Origin of the sequence: Chryseobacterium sp. OSA05B (genome assembly GCF_019970065.1) — a bacterium.
GTDB lineage: Bacteria > Bacteroidota > Bacteroidia > Flavobacteriales > Weeksellaceae > Chryseobacterium.
This window is the reverse complement of the sequence record NZ_JAHXYH010000001.1, coordinates 169,152-188,734: the sequence shown is the minus strand read 5'-3', so window position 1 is coordinate 188,734 and position 19,583 is coordinate 169,152. Positions and strand designations below refer to the sequence as shown.

At 35.7% G+C, this 19,583-nt stretch carries 15 protein-coding genes; 6 read left to right on the top strand and 9 right to left on the bottom strand.

Features of this window, described 5'->3' with window-relative positions; all coding sequences use genetic code 11:
- Nucleotides 1-124: 124 nt before the first annotated feature.
- Nucleotides 125-2,524, bottom strand: a complete 2,400-nt coding sequence (locus tag LC419_RS00870; protein WP_223605563.1) for a hypothetical protein — start codon at nucleotides 2,522-2,524, stop codon at nucleotides 125-127.
- 470 nt (nucleotides 2,525-2,994) lie between these two features.
- Between LC419_RS00870 and LC419_RS00865 the strand changes: the two genes are divergently transcribed.
- Complete coding sequence (locus LC419_RS00865; RefSeq protein WP_223605562.1) at nucleotides 2,995-4,908, top strand: amidohydrolase; 1,914 nt, start codon at nucleotides 2,995-2,997, stop codon at nucleotides 4,906-4,908.
- Between the two features lie 285 nt (nucleotides 4,909-5,193).
- Here LC419_RS00865 and LC419_RS00860 read toward each other — a convergent pair whose 3' ends face one another.
- The 4 genes from LC419_RS00860 to LC419_RS00845 all read right to left on the bottom strand — a co-directional run bounded on the left by LC419_RS00860 (nucleotide 5,194) and on the right by LC419_RS00845 (nucleotide 9,497).
- Complete coding sequence (locus LC419_RS00860) at nucleotides 5,194-5,742, bottom strand: DUF3575 domain-containing protein (protein WP_223605561.1); 549 nt, start codon at nucleotides 5,740-5,742, stop codon at nucleotides 5,194-5,196.
- Between the two features lie 90 nt (nucleotides 5,743-5,832).
- Nucleotides 5,833-6,969 (bottom strand): AraC family transcriptional regulator, encoded by a 1,137-nt coding sequence (locus LC419_RS00855; RefSeq protein ID WP_223605560.1) that lies wholly within the window; start codon nucleotides 6,967-6,969, stop codon nucleotides 5,833-5,835.
- 200 nt (nucleotides 6,970-7,169) lie between these two features.
- Nucleotides 7,170-8,216 carry a serine hydrolase gene (locus tag LC419_RS00850; protein WP_223605559.1) on the bottom strand — a complete coding sequence of 349 codons (1,047 nt, stop codon included), beginning with the start codon at nucleotides 8,214-8,216 and terminating at the stop codon, nucleotides 7,170-7,172.
- A 156-nt stretch (nucleotides 8,217-8,372) separates the two neighbouring features.
- On the bottom strand, nucleotides 8,373-9,497 hold the full coding sequence (locus tag LC419_RS00845; RefSeq protein ID WP_223605558.1) for an AraC family transcriptional regulator: 1,125 nt from the start codon (nucleotides 9,495-9,497) through the stop codon (nucleotides 8,373-8,375).
- A gap of 468 nt (nucleotides 9,498-9,965) precedes the next feature.
- On the opposite strand from LC419_RS00845, the gene LC419_RS00840 reads away from it, so the two are divergent.
- The gene (locus LC419_RS00840; RefSeq protein ID WP_223605557.1) at nucleotides 9,966-10,970 is read left to right on the top strand and encodes a serine hydrolase; all 1,005 of its coding nucleotides are present in this window, start codon (nucleotides 9,966-9,968) and stop codon (nucleotides 10,968-10,970) included.
- A gap of 52 nt (nucleotides 10,971-11,022) precedes the next feature.
- On the top strand, nucleotides 11,023-11,220 hold the full coding sequence (locus LC419_RS00835) for a hypothetical protein (protein WP_223605556.1): 198 nt from the start codon (nucleotides 11,023-11,025) through the stop codon (nucleotides 11,218-11,220).
- A 133-nt stretch (nucleotides 11,221-11,353) separates the two neighbouring features.
- Here LC419_RS00835 and LC419_RS00830 read toward each other — a convergent pair whose 3' ends face one another.
- From LC419_RS00830 to LC419_RS00815, 4 genes are all read right to left on the bottom strand, one after another.
- On the bottom strand, nucleotides 11,354-12,292 hold the full coding sequence (locus LC419_RS00830) for an RES family NAD+ phosphorylase (protein WP_223605555.1): 939 nt from the start codon (nucleotides 12,290-12,292) through the stop codon (nucleotides 11,354-11,356).
- 31 nt (nucleotides 12,293-12,323) lie between these two features.
- Entirely contained in the window at nucleotides 12,324-13,496 is a 1,173-nt protein-coding gene (locus tag LC419_RS00825; RefSeq protein WP_223605554.1) for a restriction endonuclease, read from the bottom strand.
- A gap of 260 nt (nucleotides 13,497-13,756) precedes the next feature.
- The gene (locus LC419_RS00820) at nucleotides 13,757-14,605 is read right to left on the bottom strand and encodes a hypothetical protein (RefSeq protein ID WP_223605553.1); all 849 of its coding nucleotides are present in this window, start codon (nucleotides 14,603-14,605) and stop codon (nucleotides 13,757-13,759) included.
- 147 nt (nucleotides 14,606-14,752) lie between these two features.
- Nucleotides 14,753-15,061, bottom strand: a complete 309-nt coding sequence (locus LC419_RS00815; protein WP_223605552.1) for a helix-turn-helix domain-containing protein — start codon at nucleotides 15,059-15,061, stop codon at nucleotides 14,753-14,755.
- An 89-nt stretch (nucleotides 15,062-15,150) separates the two neighbouring features.
- On the opposite strand from LC419_RS00815, the gene LC419_RS00810 reads away from it, so the two are divergent.
- From LC419_RS00810 to LC419_RS00800, 3 genes are all read left to right on the top strand, one after another.
- A complete protein-coding gene (locus tag LC419_RS00810; protein WP_223605551.1) occupies nucleotides 15,151-15,696 on the top strand; it encodes a hypothetical protein in 546 nt (181 codons plus the stop codon).
- A 466-nt stretch (nucleotides 15,697-16,162) separates the two neighbouring features.
- A complete protein-coding gene (locus LC419_RS00805) occupies nucleotides 16,163-16,834 on the top strand; it encodes a hypothetical protein (RefSeq protein WP_223605550.1) in 672 nt (223 codons plus the stop codon).
- Nucleotides 16,835-17,016: 182 nt separating this feature from the next.
- The gene (locus LC419_RS00800; protein ID WP_223605549.1) at nucleotides 17,017-19,521 is read left to right on the top strand and encodes a PIG-L family deacetylase; all 2,505 of its coding nucleotides are present in this window, start codon (nucleotides 17,017-17,019) and stop codon (nucleotides 19,519-19,521) included.
- Nucleotides 19,522-19,583: the final 62 nt, after the last annotated feature.

Here is a 19,583-nt window from a genome sequence, read left to right as displayed (position 1 = left end):
GATTTTTGATGATGCTCAAATATAGGCAACTTCTCAATATAGACAATAGATTGATCTTTTAATAATTGAAACAAACAAAAAAGCCTTTCAGAAACTGAAAGGCCTTTTAATCCTGAAAAATATACTATTTAAAAATTCGCTGATCATACAAAAGATTATCATCTTCATCAAAACTGATGATCAGAACTTTATATTGTTTTGCGCTGTCATTATTAAAGAATTTAATTCTTGGGGGAACATAGTCGCTGTCGAATAAATTAGGATTCCAGTACAGGGTTTCACGGGTATCATTGTCAACTTTCTTGGCGGGATCATCATTATCCAGCATTTCGATAGGAAATTCCGAAGGTTGATCATAGCCTTTGATGACCGCTGAGTTGTTCTTCGGGGCTTCTTTTTCATTGCTTTTGGATTTCATATTCCCTTTCATGGTATAGATGAGTACTGCATCGCCTATCAATCCTGCGCCTTTAAGGATTTTTACCATGGCAATATTGCTTGGAGGAAGGTTGGCAATCATTGAAGCATCAGTAGCGGTTTCATCTAAATACAGCTTAGCTTGCTGGCCGCGGATATAAGGAACGTTAATCCCTGAGCTGTTTCTTTGAAACGTCAAACCGGCAGCTCTTCCCTGAAGCCAGTCTAATATATTCCCTGACCCGGCGATATGTTGGTCTTCATTCACAAAGTCGAATATAGTGGAATTCATTGAACTGAACATTCCGGTAGACAGTTGTTTGTCCAGGTCTTCTTTCGGATCTGTCTTTTTTCCTACTATTTTTACTTCCTCAATCTGTACATCCGTATTCTGGGTTTTTTTACTGTTTTTCTGTGTATTGATGGCTCTGGAAATGGTGGGAGGAAGGGTTTTATGTTCACCGGCTTTTACCAATGTATATTTTGTACCAGGAAAATTGCCTTTAAATGATACGGGATTAACTAATGGCTCTATGGTGACAAATAAATTATCCGTATTAGATTCTTTATTATCTTCTGAATTCACAAATAATGAAACATTCAAAGGTTCATCATAGTTCAGATTATTTAAATAGACATATCCGTTTTGATCCGTTTGAAATTGATTAAGGGCAGCTTCACGATTGCCTAATTTCAGCATTAAACTTACAGTGGTGTTGACCAGCATGGAACCATTTTTAATAGGTTTTACCTTGTAAGAAAGATATTGCTGAGCATTGGGTTTAATGGTTGGTACAGATCCGCTAAGGACGGAATTCCAGTCAAATCTTTGCCACTTTTCAGAAATAAGGAGCGCGTCCAACGCTTCAGTATTGGCATTTTTAGAAAAATATTGTGCCGGGCTGTCTATTTTTGTTGTAAAATCTCCCGTTAACCAAAGTCCACTCAGAAGATTTTCTTCTTCCGGAGCCTGGGTTCCGTCATCCTCACTGACCAAAACGGTATAATTTTTAAAATAAGACTCCGGAGAAAGATCAATGCTATTGAAAGATCTTGGAGTTGATGTTATATTCTGGCCTACAATTTCTGCTTTCTCAATCTTTAGATTTCCGGGTTTTATAAAGCAAAGTCTTTGGGCAACCAGATTGTCCTGTTCATCAAAAATGGCCAATTGCAGAATACAGTTAGCTCCATTGCTGATTTTTGTAGGAATAAGGCTGGTGGCTTCATTCGTTAAATGGTTGATGTTGGCTTTGTAAGCCAGGTGGTTATTGATCGTTCCTACAACTTTATAATTTTTAAGCTGTTGTTTTAAATTGACGCCTTTTAAGGTGTATTTAATGCCGTCTTTAGAGCTGGAAACTTCCAGATTGAGACCGTTGTCCGCAACCTGTGGCAGATCTATGGTCTGACTTTTTCCTGCATTATCCTGAATGACAACCTGGTATTTTTTTCCGGAGGCAGGCGTTATTTTAAAGGAGGCAACGTTTTTGTCAAAAGATTTAAATGTCGTTATAGGGACGTTGGGGTTGTGTGCATCAATGACTTTTCCGCTCCAGTTTTCCGGCAGGGAAGTGCCTGATAATCTTACGGCAAATTTCGAAGGCATCCCGTTAATGAAGTTTCCGCCTTCCGGAAAGGCTTTTGCAGACCAGTCGGAACTTTTAGAAATCACCAGAGATTCAGTGGATTTAGGATTGTACACCGGAATGGTTTTAACAATCTGAAAATCTTCGTTAAAATTCGTCATATAAGGCGTATAAGCTCTTACAAAATAAACCTGTTCAGGAAGATCTTCTTTCAGTTGGAAATCTCCGCTGCCTTCACCATTGGTCAGAAGTATTGTTTTCCAGTCTATTACCTTTTTATCGGCACTGTAGAGTTCCACAAATAGAGTCGTGGATAATGCAGACCGGTTGTATCCATCAAATACAAAGCTTTTAAACCAGATTTTGTCACCCGCTGCATATTGTGATTTATCGGTAAGGATGTATACTTTTTCCTGGTCGTAATTATTCTCAAGGCTGGTAATTGCTTTTTCTAATTTAGTCTGTGCCAGTACAGGTTGTACCGTTGAAATAAGCAATACAAAGAATATATTTTTCATAGAAATCTTAGCGCATTTTAATTCTGGGCTAATTTAATCATTTAAAGACTTCCGGTGTGATATTTAACTTCTTATTAAGATTAATAATATCCTGTAATTGAGGATTTCGAGATAAAATGTCTTGTACAAGGTTTTAAAATAAGTATTGTAAGTGTGAATTAAATGGGAAAATGCTGTAAATTAAAATCTTAGATGTAAAAAAATAATCAATATATAGTGAAAAAAGTAGGGCGAATGAATATTTTTATTATTTTTATAAAAATAAACTAATACAAGAAAATAAATAAAAATTATTTATATATAAATATTTATTTAAATATAATATTCTAAAAATTATCCATTATAGTTTTAATATTATAATAAATTTTATCCTGTGATAAGATTGCTTTTCTATGTATTAAAGATGATGAATCATTAGAGATACCAATAAAAACTAAACTTAACCATATACTTAAAATCAAATTATTCTTATGGAAAAATTACATGAACACACGCATGGCTGCACACACTGTGCTTGCAACAATCCTGTTTTAAAAATTCTTAAAGAAGAACTTTTCAGTCCGGAAAATCTGGCGAAAATGAAGCCTCATCCCGGAAAAACGAACATTCAAAAGCCAGGCCCCCTGATGATCAGCGGAGGAATTATCCGCCCCATGATTGGCGGATCTACGGATCCTGTAAAAGCTATTGGAATCGCTGATGGAAAAGTTGTGATAACCGGTGAGGTAAAAGATGTAGAGGAATATATGCACAAACATTATCCGGGACATGATATAAAAGAATTAAAAGAAACACAGACATTGCTTCCTGGCCTTATTGAACCCCACGTCCATATGGTTCCTACCGCTATGATGTCCGATTGGCTGGATGTAAGCCCTTTTAACGGACAGGATTTACAGCCTCTATACGACCTGACTTCTGTAGGAGCGATTATCAACAAAAACGTTCACGATATTCCCGGATATGTGATCCTGGGAAGAGGATTGGATCCGTCCCTTATGCCTTTTGTGGTAAAAGCAGATGGGGCCAAAGAGCTACAGACTATTGATAACACAGTGCTGGACAGTATTAATAATGAAAAACCTGTCATGTTGTTGAGTGCTTCCATGCATACCCTTTACCTGAACACCAAAGCATTAGAGCATGTATACAAACATAGTGATACGGTGCAGAAACAATATGATTCAGCTGACGATTATATCAGGAAAACCAATGGGCAACTGCAGGAAAGTCCGGAAATGACCCCGGCACTGAAAGTCGTAATGGTGCAGATCCTGGCTATGAGCATCCATATTAATAAATACCTCACTGAGCTTTTTCAGCTGGCTAATTCCAGAGGGGTCACTTTTATGTATGATGCAGGACTAAACAAAGGTTTTGATACCTTATTGAAACTGTATTCTGATACGCATCCTGAATTGGTAAGAACGGGTGGGGCTTATATTTGTTCCAGCCAGGAAGATGCCGATAAACTGAATACTTATCAAGAGCCTGACCAATACAAACCTGTCTATTATGGACATGTTAAAGTCGTGTCAGATGGTTCTAACCAGGGATTAACCGGTTATCAAAGTACACCTTATTTATGTGATCCTGCTGATAATACCGGGATATTTAATTTCCCGCAGACAGGTATTCCTGCGCATACGATTCCACCAAGCTATAACACGTTAATCAATACGGTGGTGGCTGGAAAAGGCTGGCCGCTAATGATTCATGCTAATGGCGATCAGGCAGTAACATTTGCCATTAATGCTTACCAGCGTACTCTTGCTCAATATAGGGGTCCTGAGCTTCGTAACCGTATAGAGCACTGCTCACTTCTGACACCGGATCAAATTACCAATATGCTGCAAATGGGTGTTTCACCGAGTTTCCTGATAGGTCATGTGGGCTACTGGGGATACGCCTTTAAGAAAGTGATATTCGGTGAAAAAGCGCAAATGCTTGACCTATGTGGTTCAACCCTTGCAGCAGGGATGAGAATTACCCTTCACAGTGATAATGAAGTAAGTCCATTGGGACCTTTAAGAATGATGGAGCAGTCGATTACCAGAATAATGGAAAAGAAGACCACAAGCATTGAAGTTTTGAATAGCGCAGAATGTCTTACCCCAGAGCAGGCTTTGATTGCTGTTACTTATGACGCTGCATGGCAGTGTTACGCAGATAAATGGGTAGGTTCACTTGATGAAGGTTACTTTGCTGATTTTGTTATATTAGAGCAGGATCCTCTTTCATTAACGACTCAATCCACACAATACATGAAGATGCGAAATATTCCGGTATTAGAAACATGGGTAGGTGGGGTTCCTGTTTATGTAAATGATCAAACAACAAAAGGAGTGTCTGAAAAAGATATGTTTTTTTCAAATAATTCATAAGTGTTGCTGAAAAGAATTCAACAATTGTTATTCAGATATCAATCAGGGCAGATCATTTCTGCTCTGATTTTTTTTTTGGTTTGATTAATTCTGTCCTCCGAAGGCTCCGGATTTCAGAGATTATATAACCAAAACACTATTTGAAAAAAATAGAAACAACGGGATCAGAATCTTTTATTTGATGGTGTACGTTTTGTTCTTCCCATGACAACAAAGTCTGTCGTAATGGTTAACGATCCATATAATATCGGCTTCTGATCCTGACATCATTTCCTTCTTAGGTTATTATTTGAATCGATAGCCAATACTCAGTCCATACTTTGCAACTACGGTATGATCTGTTTTGTCTGCATTGAACAAAAGTTTTCCGTAGCCTACGTTGGCTTCAAAAACCAATCCTTTCTTTGTGACCAGTTTATAGCCCAGACCAGCACCCAGCACAACATCATAAACATCTTTGTTTTCAGTGAATGTTAATTTGGCAGGTGTATCGTATATTTTTTTTCCATCAATGGAAGTAAACGCTCCAAATCCTTCGACAAAAAAACCGGAAGCGTATTTTTTACCAAAATAATATCTGTAATACGGGGAGATGTAGTAATTCATATCCTCATTTTTTGTGTGATCATAAACAATAAATGCAGAGATCCCCAGTGAGGAATTTTTGTTGAGAAGACGTTCATAACCTACCTCAAGAGCTCCAGTTAAAGGAGAAATTAGATTCAGTTTAATTTCATTTTTTCTCTCAGATGGATCTTCATTGGTTTTGGTGTTTTGAGCATTAGCAGAATAAAAAGCAAACAAAATCATTGCTAGTAAAAAGTTCTTTTTCATAAAAAAAGTAATTTGAATTATTTAAGCGCAAAACTCAAATAATAAAAATTAGGACGGGTTCCAAAAGCTTAAAAATGGAGAAAATGGTACTTATTTGATGGTATTTTTATATTCATTGGGTGTCTGACCGGTCACTTTTTTAAAGGCATTATAAAATGTGGTTTTTGAAGTAAATCCCGCTTCCAGTCCCATAGTAAGCAGATTATAGTTGTCGTATTCCGGATTGGCTATCATTTCCTTGACCGCTTCCACCCGATATTGATTGATATAATGGGCAAAATTGTCTCCGGTTATTGTGTTTACAATTTGTGAAACATATCCCGAGCTTATACCTAATTTTTCAGCGACTTTTTCTCTGTTTAATGTACTGTCGGTATAAATGTGCTGTTCTTTGCAAAGCAGCTCCAGCTTTTGAAAATAAAGATTATCTGCCGTAATAGATTCCTTATATTCCTGTGGTGTACTATTCTGGACAATTGGCAGATTGGGATACGAAATAGCTGAATCATTATTGAGAAAATGGTAGACAGCCTCTTTGTTTTTGGCAAGCTTGTATTTGTAAATGCCTATATAGGCTGTCCAGTGCATGATAAATGTTGCCGATAAGGCCAGACCACTCATGGTAGAGGAAATGTCTATTCCAAAAAAGAAGCCAGTCATATACGTAATTAGCCAGGTAGATAATAATAAATAAAGCGTCGTTAATAAGGTAATGACCCATTTTTTCTCTTTTGGGTCTTTTAAGTGCCTTATCATAAAATAAGAATAAAAAGGTGGAAACAGGATGATGATAAAGGCAAATAAGAGCTGAATCATCCCAAGTATATTGATGATGAAATTGCCTGAACCTGTGATTTTATAAATTCCTAAAATATCATTAAGATGGTATAGAATAACAAAAGTAGAGGAATAGACAAATGGAATGTAGTATAAATAAGTTCTTTGCTTGTTCCTTACGGTATCATCAATTCGGTTTATGATAAACAGGAAGATGAAGACAGGCAGTAAAAACATCCACTCAATATAGTCCAGAAAACGCAGCAAAGGATAGGATGTAAATGCACCTTCAAGTTCAAAAACATAATTCAGTAAAACCATGGAAAGTGCAAATAGTAAGTAGGCTAAATACTTATTTGATTTACTATTGAACAGGGAAGATTTTAGAATAACTACGCCTAAGACTATTCCCTGAAAAATAGCAATATTTAAAAGTGTTGTATAGATCAATTTTATAAAAGTGGTTATAAGGATTTATGGTGGCTAAATGTACCTCTTTCATAAGGATTGATAAAAAGAATTAACTTTTTTAAGAGTTAGGAAATCTGCTCAGCTGAAACGATTGATTAATGGGTGTAAAAATAAATGTAAAAAACAGATTTGGCGAATTAAAAAACGGCGCTATCGGGCTATTGGTGAAATTATTAGGTTTAATTGACCTTTATATCATCAAACAACTGGTTAACTACTTTTTCTAAAATTTCTCCTGTTTCATTAAAGCTGGTATTTGTTAATATGGATATCCCTATATTTTGTTTAGGATAAATCACAAACCAATTCTGCATTCCGTAGATCCCTCCGTGATGCCTGTATATTAATTGATGATCATTTTCTATGATGTACCAATGATACCCTTCCCAAAAATCAGAGCCTTCTTTATATAATTTTTTATGAGATTCTTTGACAATAGGATTTGATGTGTCAAGCTGCAGCTTCATATATTTCACCAGATCCGTAGTGGTAGAGTACAATCCTGAAATACCGCCCCATAATGTTCTGTTGAAGTTGGGCATTAACTCGTTTTTATCGTTATAGCCTTTTACCAATCTTGTTCTGTCATCTTCATTGAGGGTAAACTTAGTTTGATTCATGGTATTGGGTTTCAAAATAAATTCAATGACCAGGTCTTCAAACGATTTTTGATACACTTTTTCAAGGATATAGGCGGTCAATTCCGGAGCCGTGTTTGAATAGGAATATGTCTCTCCGGGTTTAGTTTCAATGTTGATGAGTTTTAATCCTTCAAAAAAAGCCTTTTTGTTTTCGCTTTTTATAGGGAAATTGGGAAATCCACTGGTATGGGTGATGAGGTGTTTGATTGTTATAGGTTCCCCTTTAAATGCTAAATTGGGATAGGTTTCGTCAAGATAGATTCTGATATCATCCTCTAAATGAATTTTTTGATCAAGCACAGCTTTAGCGGCTATATAACCTGTAAAAGTTTTAGTGACAGAAGCTAATTCATAAAGGGTAGAATCGTTGGGTTTGTTTCCTTTTCCAATCGTTAATTCTCCAAAATGTTGTATGGTGGATTGTCCATCTTTAAGCACGGCAATGGAAACCGAATGAAATCTTTTGTCCTCTAATAACTGAAGCGCATTTTTTGTAATGGCATTTTCAACATTTTGCTGATTGATTGGGTAAACACTTTTACAGCCAAGTAAGGCAAAAAATAAAATAAGGATTGCATATTTCATGGTCAGAATTTTAATTTGATATTCATAATCTGATGCAAATATGCTGTAGAGAATCCTGAAAAAAGTCCGTATAAAAAAGTCGGACTCATTTTTAATGAATACAATGAGTCCGATTATCTGCAAGGCAGAGTTTGAGTATTTACAATTGATTAGTTATCAACTGTTTCTGAATGCTGTTGGTGTTTGGTTTGTATACTTTTTAAATGAAGTATGAAAAGAAGATTTTGAATTGAAACCCACTTCATATAAAATTTCTAACACCGTATATTCTTTTTTCGTGGGATCTTTCAGAAGGGTCATTGCTTTTTTAACGCGGTATTCATTCACAAAATCAAAAAAGTGCTGATTGAGATGATGGTTAATTAATATAGACAGCTCACGAACGGGAATATTCACCTGATCTGCCAGTTCCTGAATCGTTAATGACGGTTCTAAGAAAGGTTCTGTTTCAACCATAAATTTTTTAAGCTGTTCGATCTGAAAACTTTTTGTTTTGTCAGTTGTATTTTCAGTTTCTAGCGTTTCTGCAAAGTCTTTTGCCGGTTGTAGGGTAGAATCAATTCTGCGGAAAAGCTCAGGATAATTTAATGCCTTTAAGATAAACCAACAGGCCGCCAATAAAAATACCGTTCCCGCCACAATATTCAACCAGATAAACAGATCTCTGTGCTGGGTGTACCTTACGATGTTTTTTAAAATAATACATACATGGATGACTAAGAAAATCACGGTAAGCTGAGACAGCCATTTATATAGCAAGGTGTTGGGATTCGTGTAGTTTTCAAGATAAATCTCCCTGTATTTTTTAAGGACAAGGAATACACCAACGATATAAGAGAAAAACTGCAGTTCCCCGATGAGTTGATAAACCAACATTTCAGGAGAGTTCCACATCGTTGTAAAGAAATCTTCTTTAGCACTACCTTCTGCCAGATAGAGTCTTGGAACTAAAATTAAATTGACAATAATAAAAGGGATAAGATGCAGCAAATGCTTTCTTTTTAAGGTGAAATCAGAATAGCAAACGGCATTTACGTACAGATAGAAAAGAGGCATGACCAATAAGTAAGCAGATATTTTGAAAGCTTTAAGATTATAACTATCCACAAAAAGATGCATAAAAAGCCCGCTGATATCAATGGCATTAATGATAAGGAACGCTGCAAATAATCTGTTTTCCAGTTTTCTTTCTGTTTTTACCGTTAATAAAAATACGGCAAGCAGCAGCGATACAAAAACGGCCATCGCAGCAATAACTTCCAGAAAACTTAATTTGTCCATTAGTTTTTTTGCAAAAATAGGATATAAGTCAGAAAGAGAAATGATTGTCAGTGATCATTTTTTAAATATTGTGCTCTGGTGTGGAAAGTCTCCCGAGGTTGAGCTGATAAATAAGATTATTTCCTTTAGACTTGCTCCACAGTCAGGAGACTTCGAAGAGCGGGAAAGGGACTTTTAAGTTAAATTACCGTTTTTGACAGATCTATTGATATTCAGATTAGGAATGCCGGCCAGCCCCCAAACGAATATAAAATACCAGCAAATAAGTACCGATTTATGCACTTTTAAGCTTTTGAAACCTGTTCTAATTTGAATTATTTGAGTTTTGCATTTAAATAATTCAAATTACCTATTATGAAAAAGTTTTTATTACTAGCTGTTGTTATTTTTATCACCTCTTGTTGCCATGACGATTCAAATCCATCACCTGATAGAAAAGCGCAGGCGCAGCAAAAACTCGATAGAGCTTTGTCCAACTTCCCCGGCTTAAGCCTTAGTGTAAAGGCAGCTTCCGGGAATTATACCCTGGTTGCAGGAGACGCGGTAATGAATGAAAAGCCGATGGCCGCTTCTGCACTTCACTATATGCAGAGTATTTCAAAAACCTTTACCGCAGTGGCTGTCCTGAAACTGAAAGAGGAGGGCAAAATTAATCTCGATGCCAAAGTAAACACCTATCTTCCTGACATTTGTAATCATCTGCCCAACGGAAATATCATTACGGTAAGGCAACTGCTTACGATGACATCAGGCCTTCCTGACTATTTGGATAGCGATCAGTTTTTAAACGATGTTGTTGCAGGGCCACTGCCTATGACGAGCGAACAGGTGTTGAGCTATGTATACAATCAACCTGCAAAATTTGAACCCGGCACCTCATTTGGGTACTGCAATATAAATTATCACTTGCTGGCTCTTATTATTGATCGTGTTACTCCAAACGGACATCGACAGTATATTACAGACAAAATAATTAACGCCATTGGACTTTCCAACACCTATTATATAGCGGGTTCTGCAAGCCCTACGGCTCCTGAAGGAACGACGGCTAACTATCTGCAAATAGACGGCACCTTTAACGATGTGAGCGAGTTGCAGTTGGGTACAGTACGTACCTTCATTGGCGATGATGGTATTGTGGCTTCCGTTCAGGATATAGCTGGATTTTACTACAAGCTGCTTCATGACAAAACGATACTGTCACCCGCATTGCTGGAAGAAATGAAGGTGACGGTGAGTGATCAGGGTACTCCGATATATGGCTTAGGGCTACAATTTTATAAAACCAATGGCGGCCTGCAGGCGATCGGTCACCAGGGTAGTGGTATCGGAGCCGGTGCCAATGCTTTTTATTTTCCTTCCAAAAATACCAGCGTCGTCCTGTGTACCAACGCGGGAACGCTTTTCGATGCATTAAAAGAGGAACAGTTACGGGCATTGTATGAGGAAATTATAGGGATATTGCTTGAGTAAAAACTAATGTAAGCCGCCTCATCGCATTCCTTACGTACGAAGATATCTGCTAATGATGAGCCATCAGTTAGCAGTAGTAGAAAGAGAAGTGAAGAAATTACCACTTGTTTCTTCAACATCGATACTGTCAACAGTCTGCTGTGGAAAGTATCCCGACTTTGAGCTGGTAAATAAGAGCATTTCCTTTAAACTTGCTTCAAGTCAGGAGACTTCGGAGAGCAATGTGGTACAGCACATGGTCAATTTTTGATTATTAATATAAATGGATATTAAAATTTATCATAGTAATAATAAACTTAACTACTAACAGTTGTTTCAACAGAATTTTTAAAATACTTTTTGTAAGCATATTTATCCACAGCACTGCACAACTATTTAAAGGCTTAGCAATAATTTTTTAATTCATCCAACGAATTTAGGTTAATCTGGTTTAAGCACTCTAGCTGATGATTATTAGGAAGGTCAATTAAATCAAACTCGTCTTCATTATTATTTAGTTCTATTACTGCATCATTACCTACAACGGTGTGATCTTTATGTTTGTATAAAGAACATTCGCCAGCAACCAAGAGCCGAAGTTTCTTAGTTGCTTCGGGAGTAATTGCAATATTAAATCCTTGACCATTCACTCTAACACTTGGATAGAAAATACCATCAAATCCCTGCTTTATAGCAATCTCAGAAAAAATTGCGGAAATCATATAGTCGTAGTCAGCAGAAATATTTTCTTTTGAGAATTGCTTCGCTAAAAATGTCTGAATTTTTAAAGACTTTTGAATAATGTCAGGGACTTTATTCAAAATTTCTTGTGGAATATTTTGAGTAGCTGTATTATAAGCATTTATAAGCTCTCGGGTATAACTACTTTCTTTAAAATAATTATCTTCATGAATAATTGACAGTAGTTTTAAATCCTCAACAACATGCCATTTTCCAAATGAAATTTTTTTGTATAAACTAGAAGACTTATCTCTTAACTGTGGTAAAGATTCAGATACTCCTATAATTCTCAGGTTATCAAGTTCTCCAGGTTCCGGTTTATCTGGTACTGCAGTTGCATAGAACATTGTTTGATATGGTGTACTGGCTCTTTGATACGTCTTATTAAATTTCTGAGGTTTATAAGAAAAGTCATCTCTGGTTCTATATCTAATATCCTCAGATTCATGGGGACGTGCTCTCATTACAATTTTTCCTGCGTGGAAATTAACTTGCATAGAACAAATGATTCCGATTTGACTTAAGAGGTATTTTATTTCTTTTTCAGGATATGTAGAAAGATCCAAATTCTGAAGTTCTTCTATAATTTTTTCTATTTCCATTAGTAATTAGTTTTTTAATATTTAAATCTGGTTAATCAAATTTTGCTGTAATTCCATCTTTAGATTTTAAAATAATTCTATATAAATCTGTTGGTATATCAGGATAATACATACTGGAACGATCTAAATCATTTTTAAAAATATTTACTAATCTGCCGGCGTTGACTAAATCTTTCCTTTCTGGTCTGTTTAAGGTATCTTTTAAAAATTGATAATATAGCTCAATTTCTTTAGTCAGTTCTCTAATATCATGTTCTTTTGCAAATCTATATAGATACTTCCAGATTAAAAGACCGTTAATTGCAATTTGGAAATTGTCGATCCATATAAAAGCGTCGTAGATTAAGTTGTATGCAAGGTGAACACAGTTTTTCCCATTTTCAACTAATTTTTCTGAAGAGTAATCTTGTGAGCTTGGAAAATATGTAAAAACTAGAGACTTAATTACTTCAGAAATTTTTATGCTCTCTGAGCTCCTGACAGATTGAGATACAGAATATAAAAAGTCAAATATTGAGTGAGCTATTTCTTCGTTTCTATGTTTATAAAATTTGAATAATTTATTTAGCAAATTTATTTTTTTGTTTATAGCTTTACTCTCAAAATTCTCTTCTATTTCATCAATTTCCAAAATAATCAACGCAGTTTTAGCAACAGCCAAATTTATTTCAAAATTATAAGTTCTTTCAGGAGGTTTATTTTGAATATTTAACTGTCTATATTTATCGTAAGAATTAGGGAAAAAATTTGCAATAATTGCTGGAGATTTGTTCATCGTGAGAAGTTCACTTGAAATCCTAGCGTTGTCATAAATAATATAATTAAACCCTTTACTATTGTTTTTTAGACTATGGAGTTTATTTGATAGACCTGAAGAAGGAATTGTTGAGTAAAATCCTATGAAGCCGTCACAATTAAATTTCTTTACTCTATCAGAAATGTCGGGCTCATCAGTATCATTAACCGACTTATTTGAGTGTGCATTATGCTTGCAACTCACTAACCATATAGTTTCAGATGTGCCGCTAAAGCCTTTTTGTATCTCCTTAACTAATAAATCTTTTTTCCCGTCGGGACCTCTATCTGGTCTTTGAACTATTTCAAAACCTTTTGCTTCCAAAAACGCACAAGCAAATTGTTCAAATAAATCTTGATATTTACCACCTTTATTTGATGGTGGAATATCTGCAAAGTCAATGATCATGGATATAAATTGTATATCAAATATACAAAATTTTCACAATCAATAGATGTCAGCTACGCAAAGTCTCCTTACTTTAAGCTATTAAATAAGATTATTTCTTTTAAACTTGCTTCAAAGTCAAGAGACTTTGGAGAGCGGGGATTATAGATAAGGCAGGGCAATGGATTATTCTGATTAAAAAGGACTTTTAGATCATATTATTGTTTTTAGAATTCTTGCGGTATTTGGGGGGAGCCAAAATTTTTACAATGTTTGTAGTATTATTCTAAATTTAATATTTCAAAATTATATCTGTCCAATGAAAGTTGCATTTCATTTCTAATTTGAATAAGATCTTCTTTATGATGTTGATTTTGAAATTGTATTTCATTGAATAATTCTGATGCTTCTTTTATATCCTCAATCAAATCAGTTATATTTGGATTTGATATTTGATTACGTAAACCCTCTTCTAAAAATCTTCTTAAATAAATATAATTATGTTCAATAGAGTTTACCATATTTATATGATAATCCACCAAAATTTGACCAATATGTTCTAGTTCTTCTTCGCTTATTCTATCAACAGGTATTATAGTTAATCTTGCAATTTTATTTATAGCTTTTTTACTAATTTCATTAAATGCTTTTTTCCTTTCATAATCATGATTTTGGGCTTTTTCAACTATTTTCCATAAACTTTCAATTTGTAAGTTAAAGTAGTCAATTATTAAGGAAATTCGATTAAAATTGTCCACCTTATCCTTACCATAATTTTTGATAAAAGCTTGAAAATAATTTTCATTTTTTAAATTCTCATCTAATCTTTCAAATGATTTATTAGGTGAAAATCGTAATAATTGAAATGAAATTAAATCATTTTCATATCTATTTATCATTTGCATTAAGTTCGAAATTGTATTTTCAGCATGATCTTTTGAGGAAACTAACAAATTCTTAAAGTTTCTTATTCTATTTTTTATTTCAGCTTTTTTTCGTTTTTTTTCCTTTCTTTTATCTTTTTTGAGAGTTAGATAAAAAACTAGTAATGCTGTTCCTGTAGCAATCAACGGACCTAATATACTCAGTAAAAATTGTTTGTTAAATATAAAATCAAATATGTGACACATTATTGTGGATTTATGTTAAGATCCAAATATACAAAACTGTATGCATACCTTCTTGGTACTTATCTACAATGGCAAAGATAAAATCACTTTTTACCTTTTATAATGCTTCATCTATTATTCATAATAACAAATAAATCCCAACTCTCGTCAGGATTTTCTCTTATTTTGATTTTTAAATTCTTTTTGTAGCTGATCGATTTCACTTCCAACCTTCTTTAATTCTTTTTCATTTAGTTTTGTAAATAAATGTAATAGATCAATTTCAAGAAAATTACAAAATAGAATAAGACTTTCAATGGTTGGATTAGTTTCAGATCTTTCAATCCTACCAACATGGTTACTTGAGATATTGAGCTCATTTCCAAGCTGAAACTGTGAAAGTCCCCTTTTTAACCTATACAATTGAATAAGCTTTCCAATTTGAAATTTTAATTCCTCTATTTGCCATTTATACATCTAGTAAAGTTTGAGCTTTCTAAAATTTTTCATCAACACATATATGTGTTTTTGTTATTTTTTTATTACATTTATAAAAAATACAAACAATGAAAAAGATAAAAACAGATTTTGCTCCCCGGTTTCGGGCAGATAAAAAGCACTCCGGGTTGCAGCTGATGGAAACTTTCTTTCAGTTCAATGAGTTAGATGTTTCCAAAGAAAGGCTCAGCAACATTATGAATTATGCGGTAAAGAGGAATAGTTGGATCAATGAAGATCCAGCGGTTATCTTCCAGTTTCATCAGTCGATGAGGTCGTTGATCCGGGCAGGCTATCTCATCATGCTGAAGGAAAGGAAATGGACTGTTGATACACAGCCAGAAAAGGTTTCCCCGTGGGTTCTTGGCCTGCTTTCGGAGAAGGAATACCGGAATCCGCTGTTGGTTTTCAAAACAGCATTCAGGGAATACACCCTCAAAGAATTTGATTATTTTATGTCCGGAATCGTCTATTTCTCAATGGGCGTCTATGAAAATCTACCAGAAAGGAATATCGTTATGCCCTACATCCATACGGTTAAAATGCTGGATGCCGCACACCTTATTCTTCAAAGAAAGAGAGAAAAGAAAATGGCTGACACCCATTCAGAATAAAAAAGATTGAGAGTTGTTGATAAAGGTGATTAATATAATGATGACATGTTTTTCTGACGCAAAGTTTTCATTTTTGAAACTGTTGATTTTAAGAGAACAAAGGATAGAATCAACTTCGTTGATTCGTCGAAGTGTATGTATAAGCATACCATTTCATCAGCGACAAAGTCGCATCACTTTGCCCACTTAAAAAGCGGAATTATTAATGAACTTTGCGTTTATCTTTTTAATCAAAAAAGAATTTCAAAGCTGAATCAAAAAAGAATCAATTTGGTTTATTTGCATAAGAAGTAGAATTAACATTTTTATAAAATACAATCGGGTACATCCAGGGATATTATGCCATAATTTTTTCTATATTTAGAAGAAGTATAACAGTATATATGTTTTACTAATGTTTAGAAAATGGTTTGTTTCTGTATTTGCACTCTAAAGCATACCTGGAAATGTAATATAAAAAAAGACAATGCCGATAAGCCAAATACCTCCGGACGGAGGCATGTTATATAAAGAAACAGACATGGCTCAGTTTTTCCCTGAGCCATTCAATGCAATAACTGCCCTGTTATTTTTAGCCATAGCCATTTTTTGGACTATTAAAATGAAGGGTCATTTTAAAGAATATCCTTTTTTAACCTACTGCTTGATTTTACTATACGTTGGTGCCATAGGGGGAACTGTTTATCATGCATTCAGACAATGGCCGGTATTTATCATGATGGATTGGATGCCCATTATGTTGCTCTGTCTGTCCGCGGGATTTTATTTTGTAGCGCAGAGCACCAGATGGTACTATGCTGTTGTAATGGTTCTGGTATATCTGATACTGATGTTGGCTTTGAGAAACTGGATTTTGGTAGATAACACATCTCTCTTTATCAACTTAAATTACGCAATCATGGCTTCATTTGTGCTTTTCTCGGTGTTACGTTATTTGATTTATACTCAATGGAAAGCGGGCAAATGGGTAGGATTTGCTTTATTGTCGTTTGCGCTTGCACTCACTTTTCGAATCATTGATAAAAGGGAATGGTTGAACTTCGGAACACACTTTTTATGGCATGCGTTTGGGGCGGTAGCCACATTTTGCATGTTTAATTATATCTATCTTACGCGGAATACCATCAGAAAAACATGAGGAGTTTTTTGTTTCCCCTCAAACTCTGATTCATAAATAAACTCTGTTTAAACTTAACCACAAATCTTCGATTTGTGGTTTAATAAAAAATTAAACCGCTTTTTTGTGAAATTCACAGTTTAAATCTTTTAAGTTTGAAAGAAAGATGATTTACTTATATTTGCCCTGCAAAGTAAAATTAAATGTTCAAAAAAGTAAGCACTGTATGTATCCTTGGATTTTATACGGTTTTTTGTTCGGCCCAGCAGGTCCGGCCATCAAAATCATCTGAAATTTACCGCGAACTCAAAACGCTTAAACAGCTGCCTAAAGTTTTATACCTTGCGGCTCATCCCGATGATGAAAATACAGGATTGCTCTCCTGGCTAATCAACGATCAAAATGTAGAAACGGGCTATTTGTCCTTAACCAGAGGTGATGGTGGTCAGAATTTATTAGGCACAGAGCAAGGGGCTTCATTGGGTTTAATCAGAACGCATGAGCTTTTAGAGGCAAGAAAGTTAGACGGCGCCCAGCAGTTTTTTACCCGGGCGATTGATTTCGGATTCTCTAAAAATACAACCGATACCTTTAAACAATGGGATGAAGACAGCATTATAGCAGATGTAGTTTGGGTCATCCGTAAATTCCGTCCTGATGTGATCATTTGCCGTTTTCCTCCCACTGCTGCGGCAGGCCACGGACAACATGCGGCTTCGGCTGTGGTTGCGGAAAAAGCTTTTAAGCTGGCAGGCGATAAGACGGCTTTCCCAGATCAACTAAAATATGTTAATGTATGGCAACCAAAACGCGTATTGTGGAATACTTTCCGTTTTGGTGGGGTCAATACGACCGCTGAAAATCAACTGAAAGTTACCGTTGGACAATATGATGCACAATTGGGAATGGGCTATGGCGAATTGGCAGGATTAAGCAGAAGTTTACATAAAAGCCAGGGTGCGGGAACACAGTCTGTAGCCGGCATCAGAACTGAATATTTTGCCCACGTTACCGGCGAACCTGCAAAAACAACACTTTTTGACGGAGTCGTTAAAACCTGGACTGCAAAAGGAAATGCTGATATTGACCAATCATTAGATCAAATTATTTCCGCTTTTAATTTCAACGAGCCAAACAGTAGCTTGCCTGCTTTGCTTGCTTTGCGAAAAAGGGTAATGGCGCTAAAAGATCTAGACCTGAAAAAGGATAAAATTACGGCACTCGATAAAATCATTTTAAGCTGTGCCGGGTTTATGGGCGAGGTAGTGACCAATCAGGCTGAAGCTGTTGCCGGGGATCATTATAATTTCAGGTTAAATCTGATTTCAAGAGCTGCAAATCATGTTGTTTTAGACAATGTAAAATGGTTAACTCAATCAGAAAGCTTCAACAGAAAACTGTCAAAAGATTCTTTAATTACCATTCAGCACGACATTCAGATTCCTGCAGATGCAGCACTCACAGAACCTTACTGGTTGGCAAAATCTCCCACGAACGCAGCAACTTTCTCTGTTCCAAGTGATACTTTAATCGGTTTGCCTGAGACAGAATCACCACTGAATGTTTGGGTTGGTTTAAAAATCGGTTCGGAAAATTTTCAGGTTAAACTTCCTTTATCTTTCAAGAAATTAGATCCGGTGCGTGGTGATGTAGTCGAAGCTTTGCGTATTGTTCCTGCATTGGAACTGAAATTTACACAACCGCTTTATGTGGTCAAAGAAAATGAAGATTTACATTTGAGTTTAAATGTTAAGGCGAATTCCAGCAATAAGTTCAGTAATGGAAAAGTAAATCTGATGTATAACGGAGAACGTTTAGGTGGCGCTGATTTAAATTCGCTCAATGGAAAAGATACGACCATCGATTACGTTATTCCAAAAACTAAGCTTGCCGCAATACATTCATCCCGCTTGCAACTGGATGCCAATTTTGTTGCAGGTGGAGTAACGTATAATAAAAAACAAGTATTAATTCAGTATCCGCATTTACCTTCCTTACAATATTTTGCGCCTGCAACGGTAACCGTAATGAAAGGCGATATTCAGGCGAAGGTTAAAAAAGTGGGTTATATAGAAGGAGCGGGCGATTTCATTCCTGAGTTCCTGCGCATGGCAGGTACGCAGGTAGATGTTTTGAAAGAGGAAGATTTTTATGGCAACTTAGGTGAATCAGGCGGAAACAGTAGTCAAAACAAGCTATCACAATATGATGCCATCGTATTGGGTGTTCGTGCCAATAACACGGAGAAAAAGCTGGGTCGCTGGATGCCTTTTTTATGGTCTTATGTAAAAGCCGGAGGTAATCTGGTGATGCAGTATAACACCAACCAGGATACAACCGTAGACCAATTGGGGATGTACAATTTCAGTATTGCCAATAAGCGGGTTACCGAAGAAAATGCTGCGGTTACGTTTTTAAATCCAAATCACAAATTACTGAACTTTCCGAACAAAATTACGGAGGATGATTTTAAAGGCTGGGTACAGGAGCGTGGAGCCTATTTCCCTGCTCAATGGGATGCAGCGTATGAACCACTTTTTGAAATGCACGATACAGGTGAAGAGCCACTGCAGGGATCAACTTTATATGCAAAATACGGGAAGGGTAATTTTATCTATACACCATTGGCATTTTTCAGACAGCTGCCTGCGGGAAATATTGGGGCGGCACGTTTATTTTTTAACTTTTTATCTGCACAGAAAAACTAATGAACAATCAACTTAAAAATTGGAATACCTGGTACGTATTATTAGCAGCTGCATTAGTATTG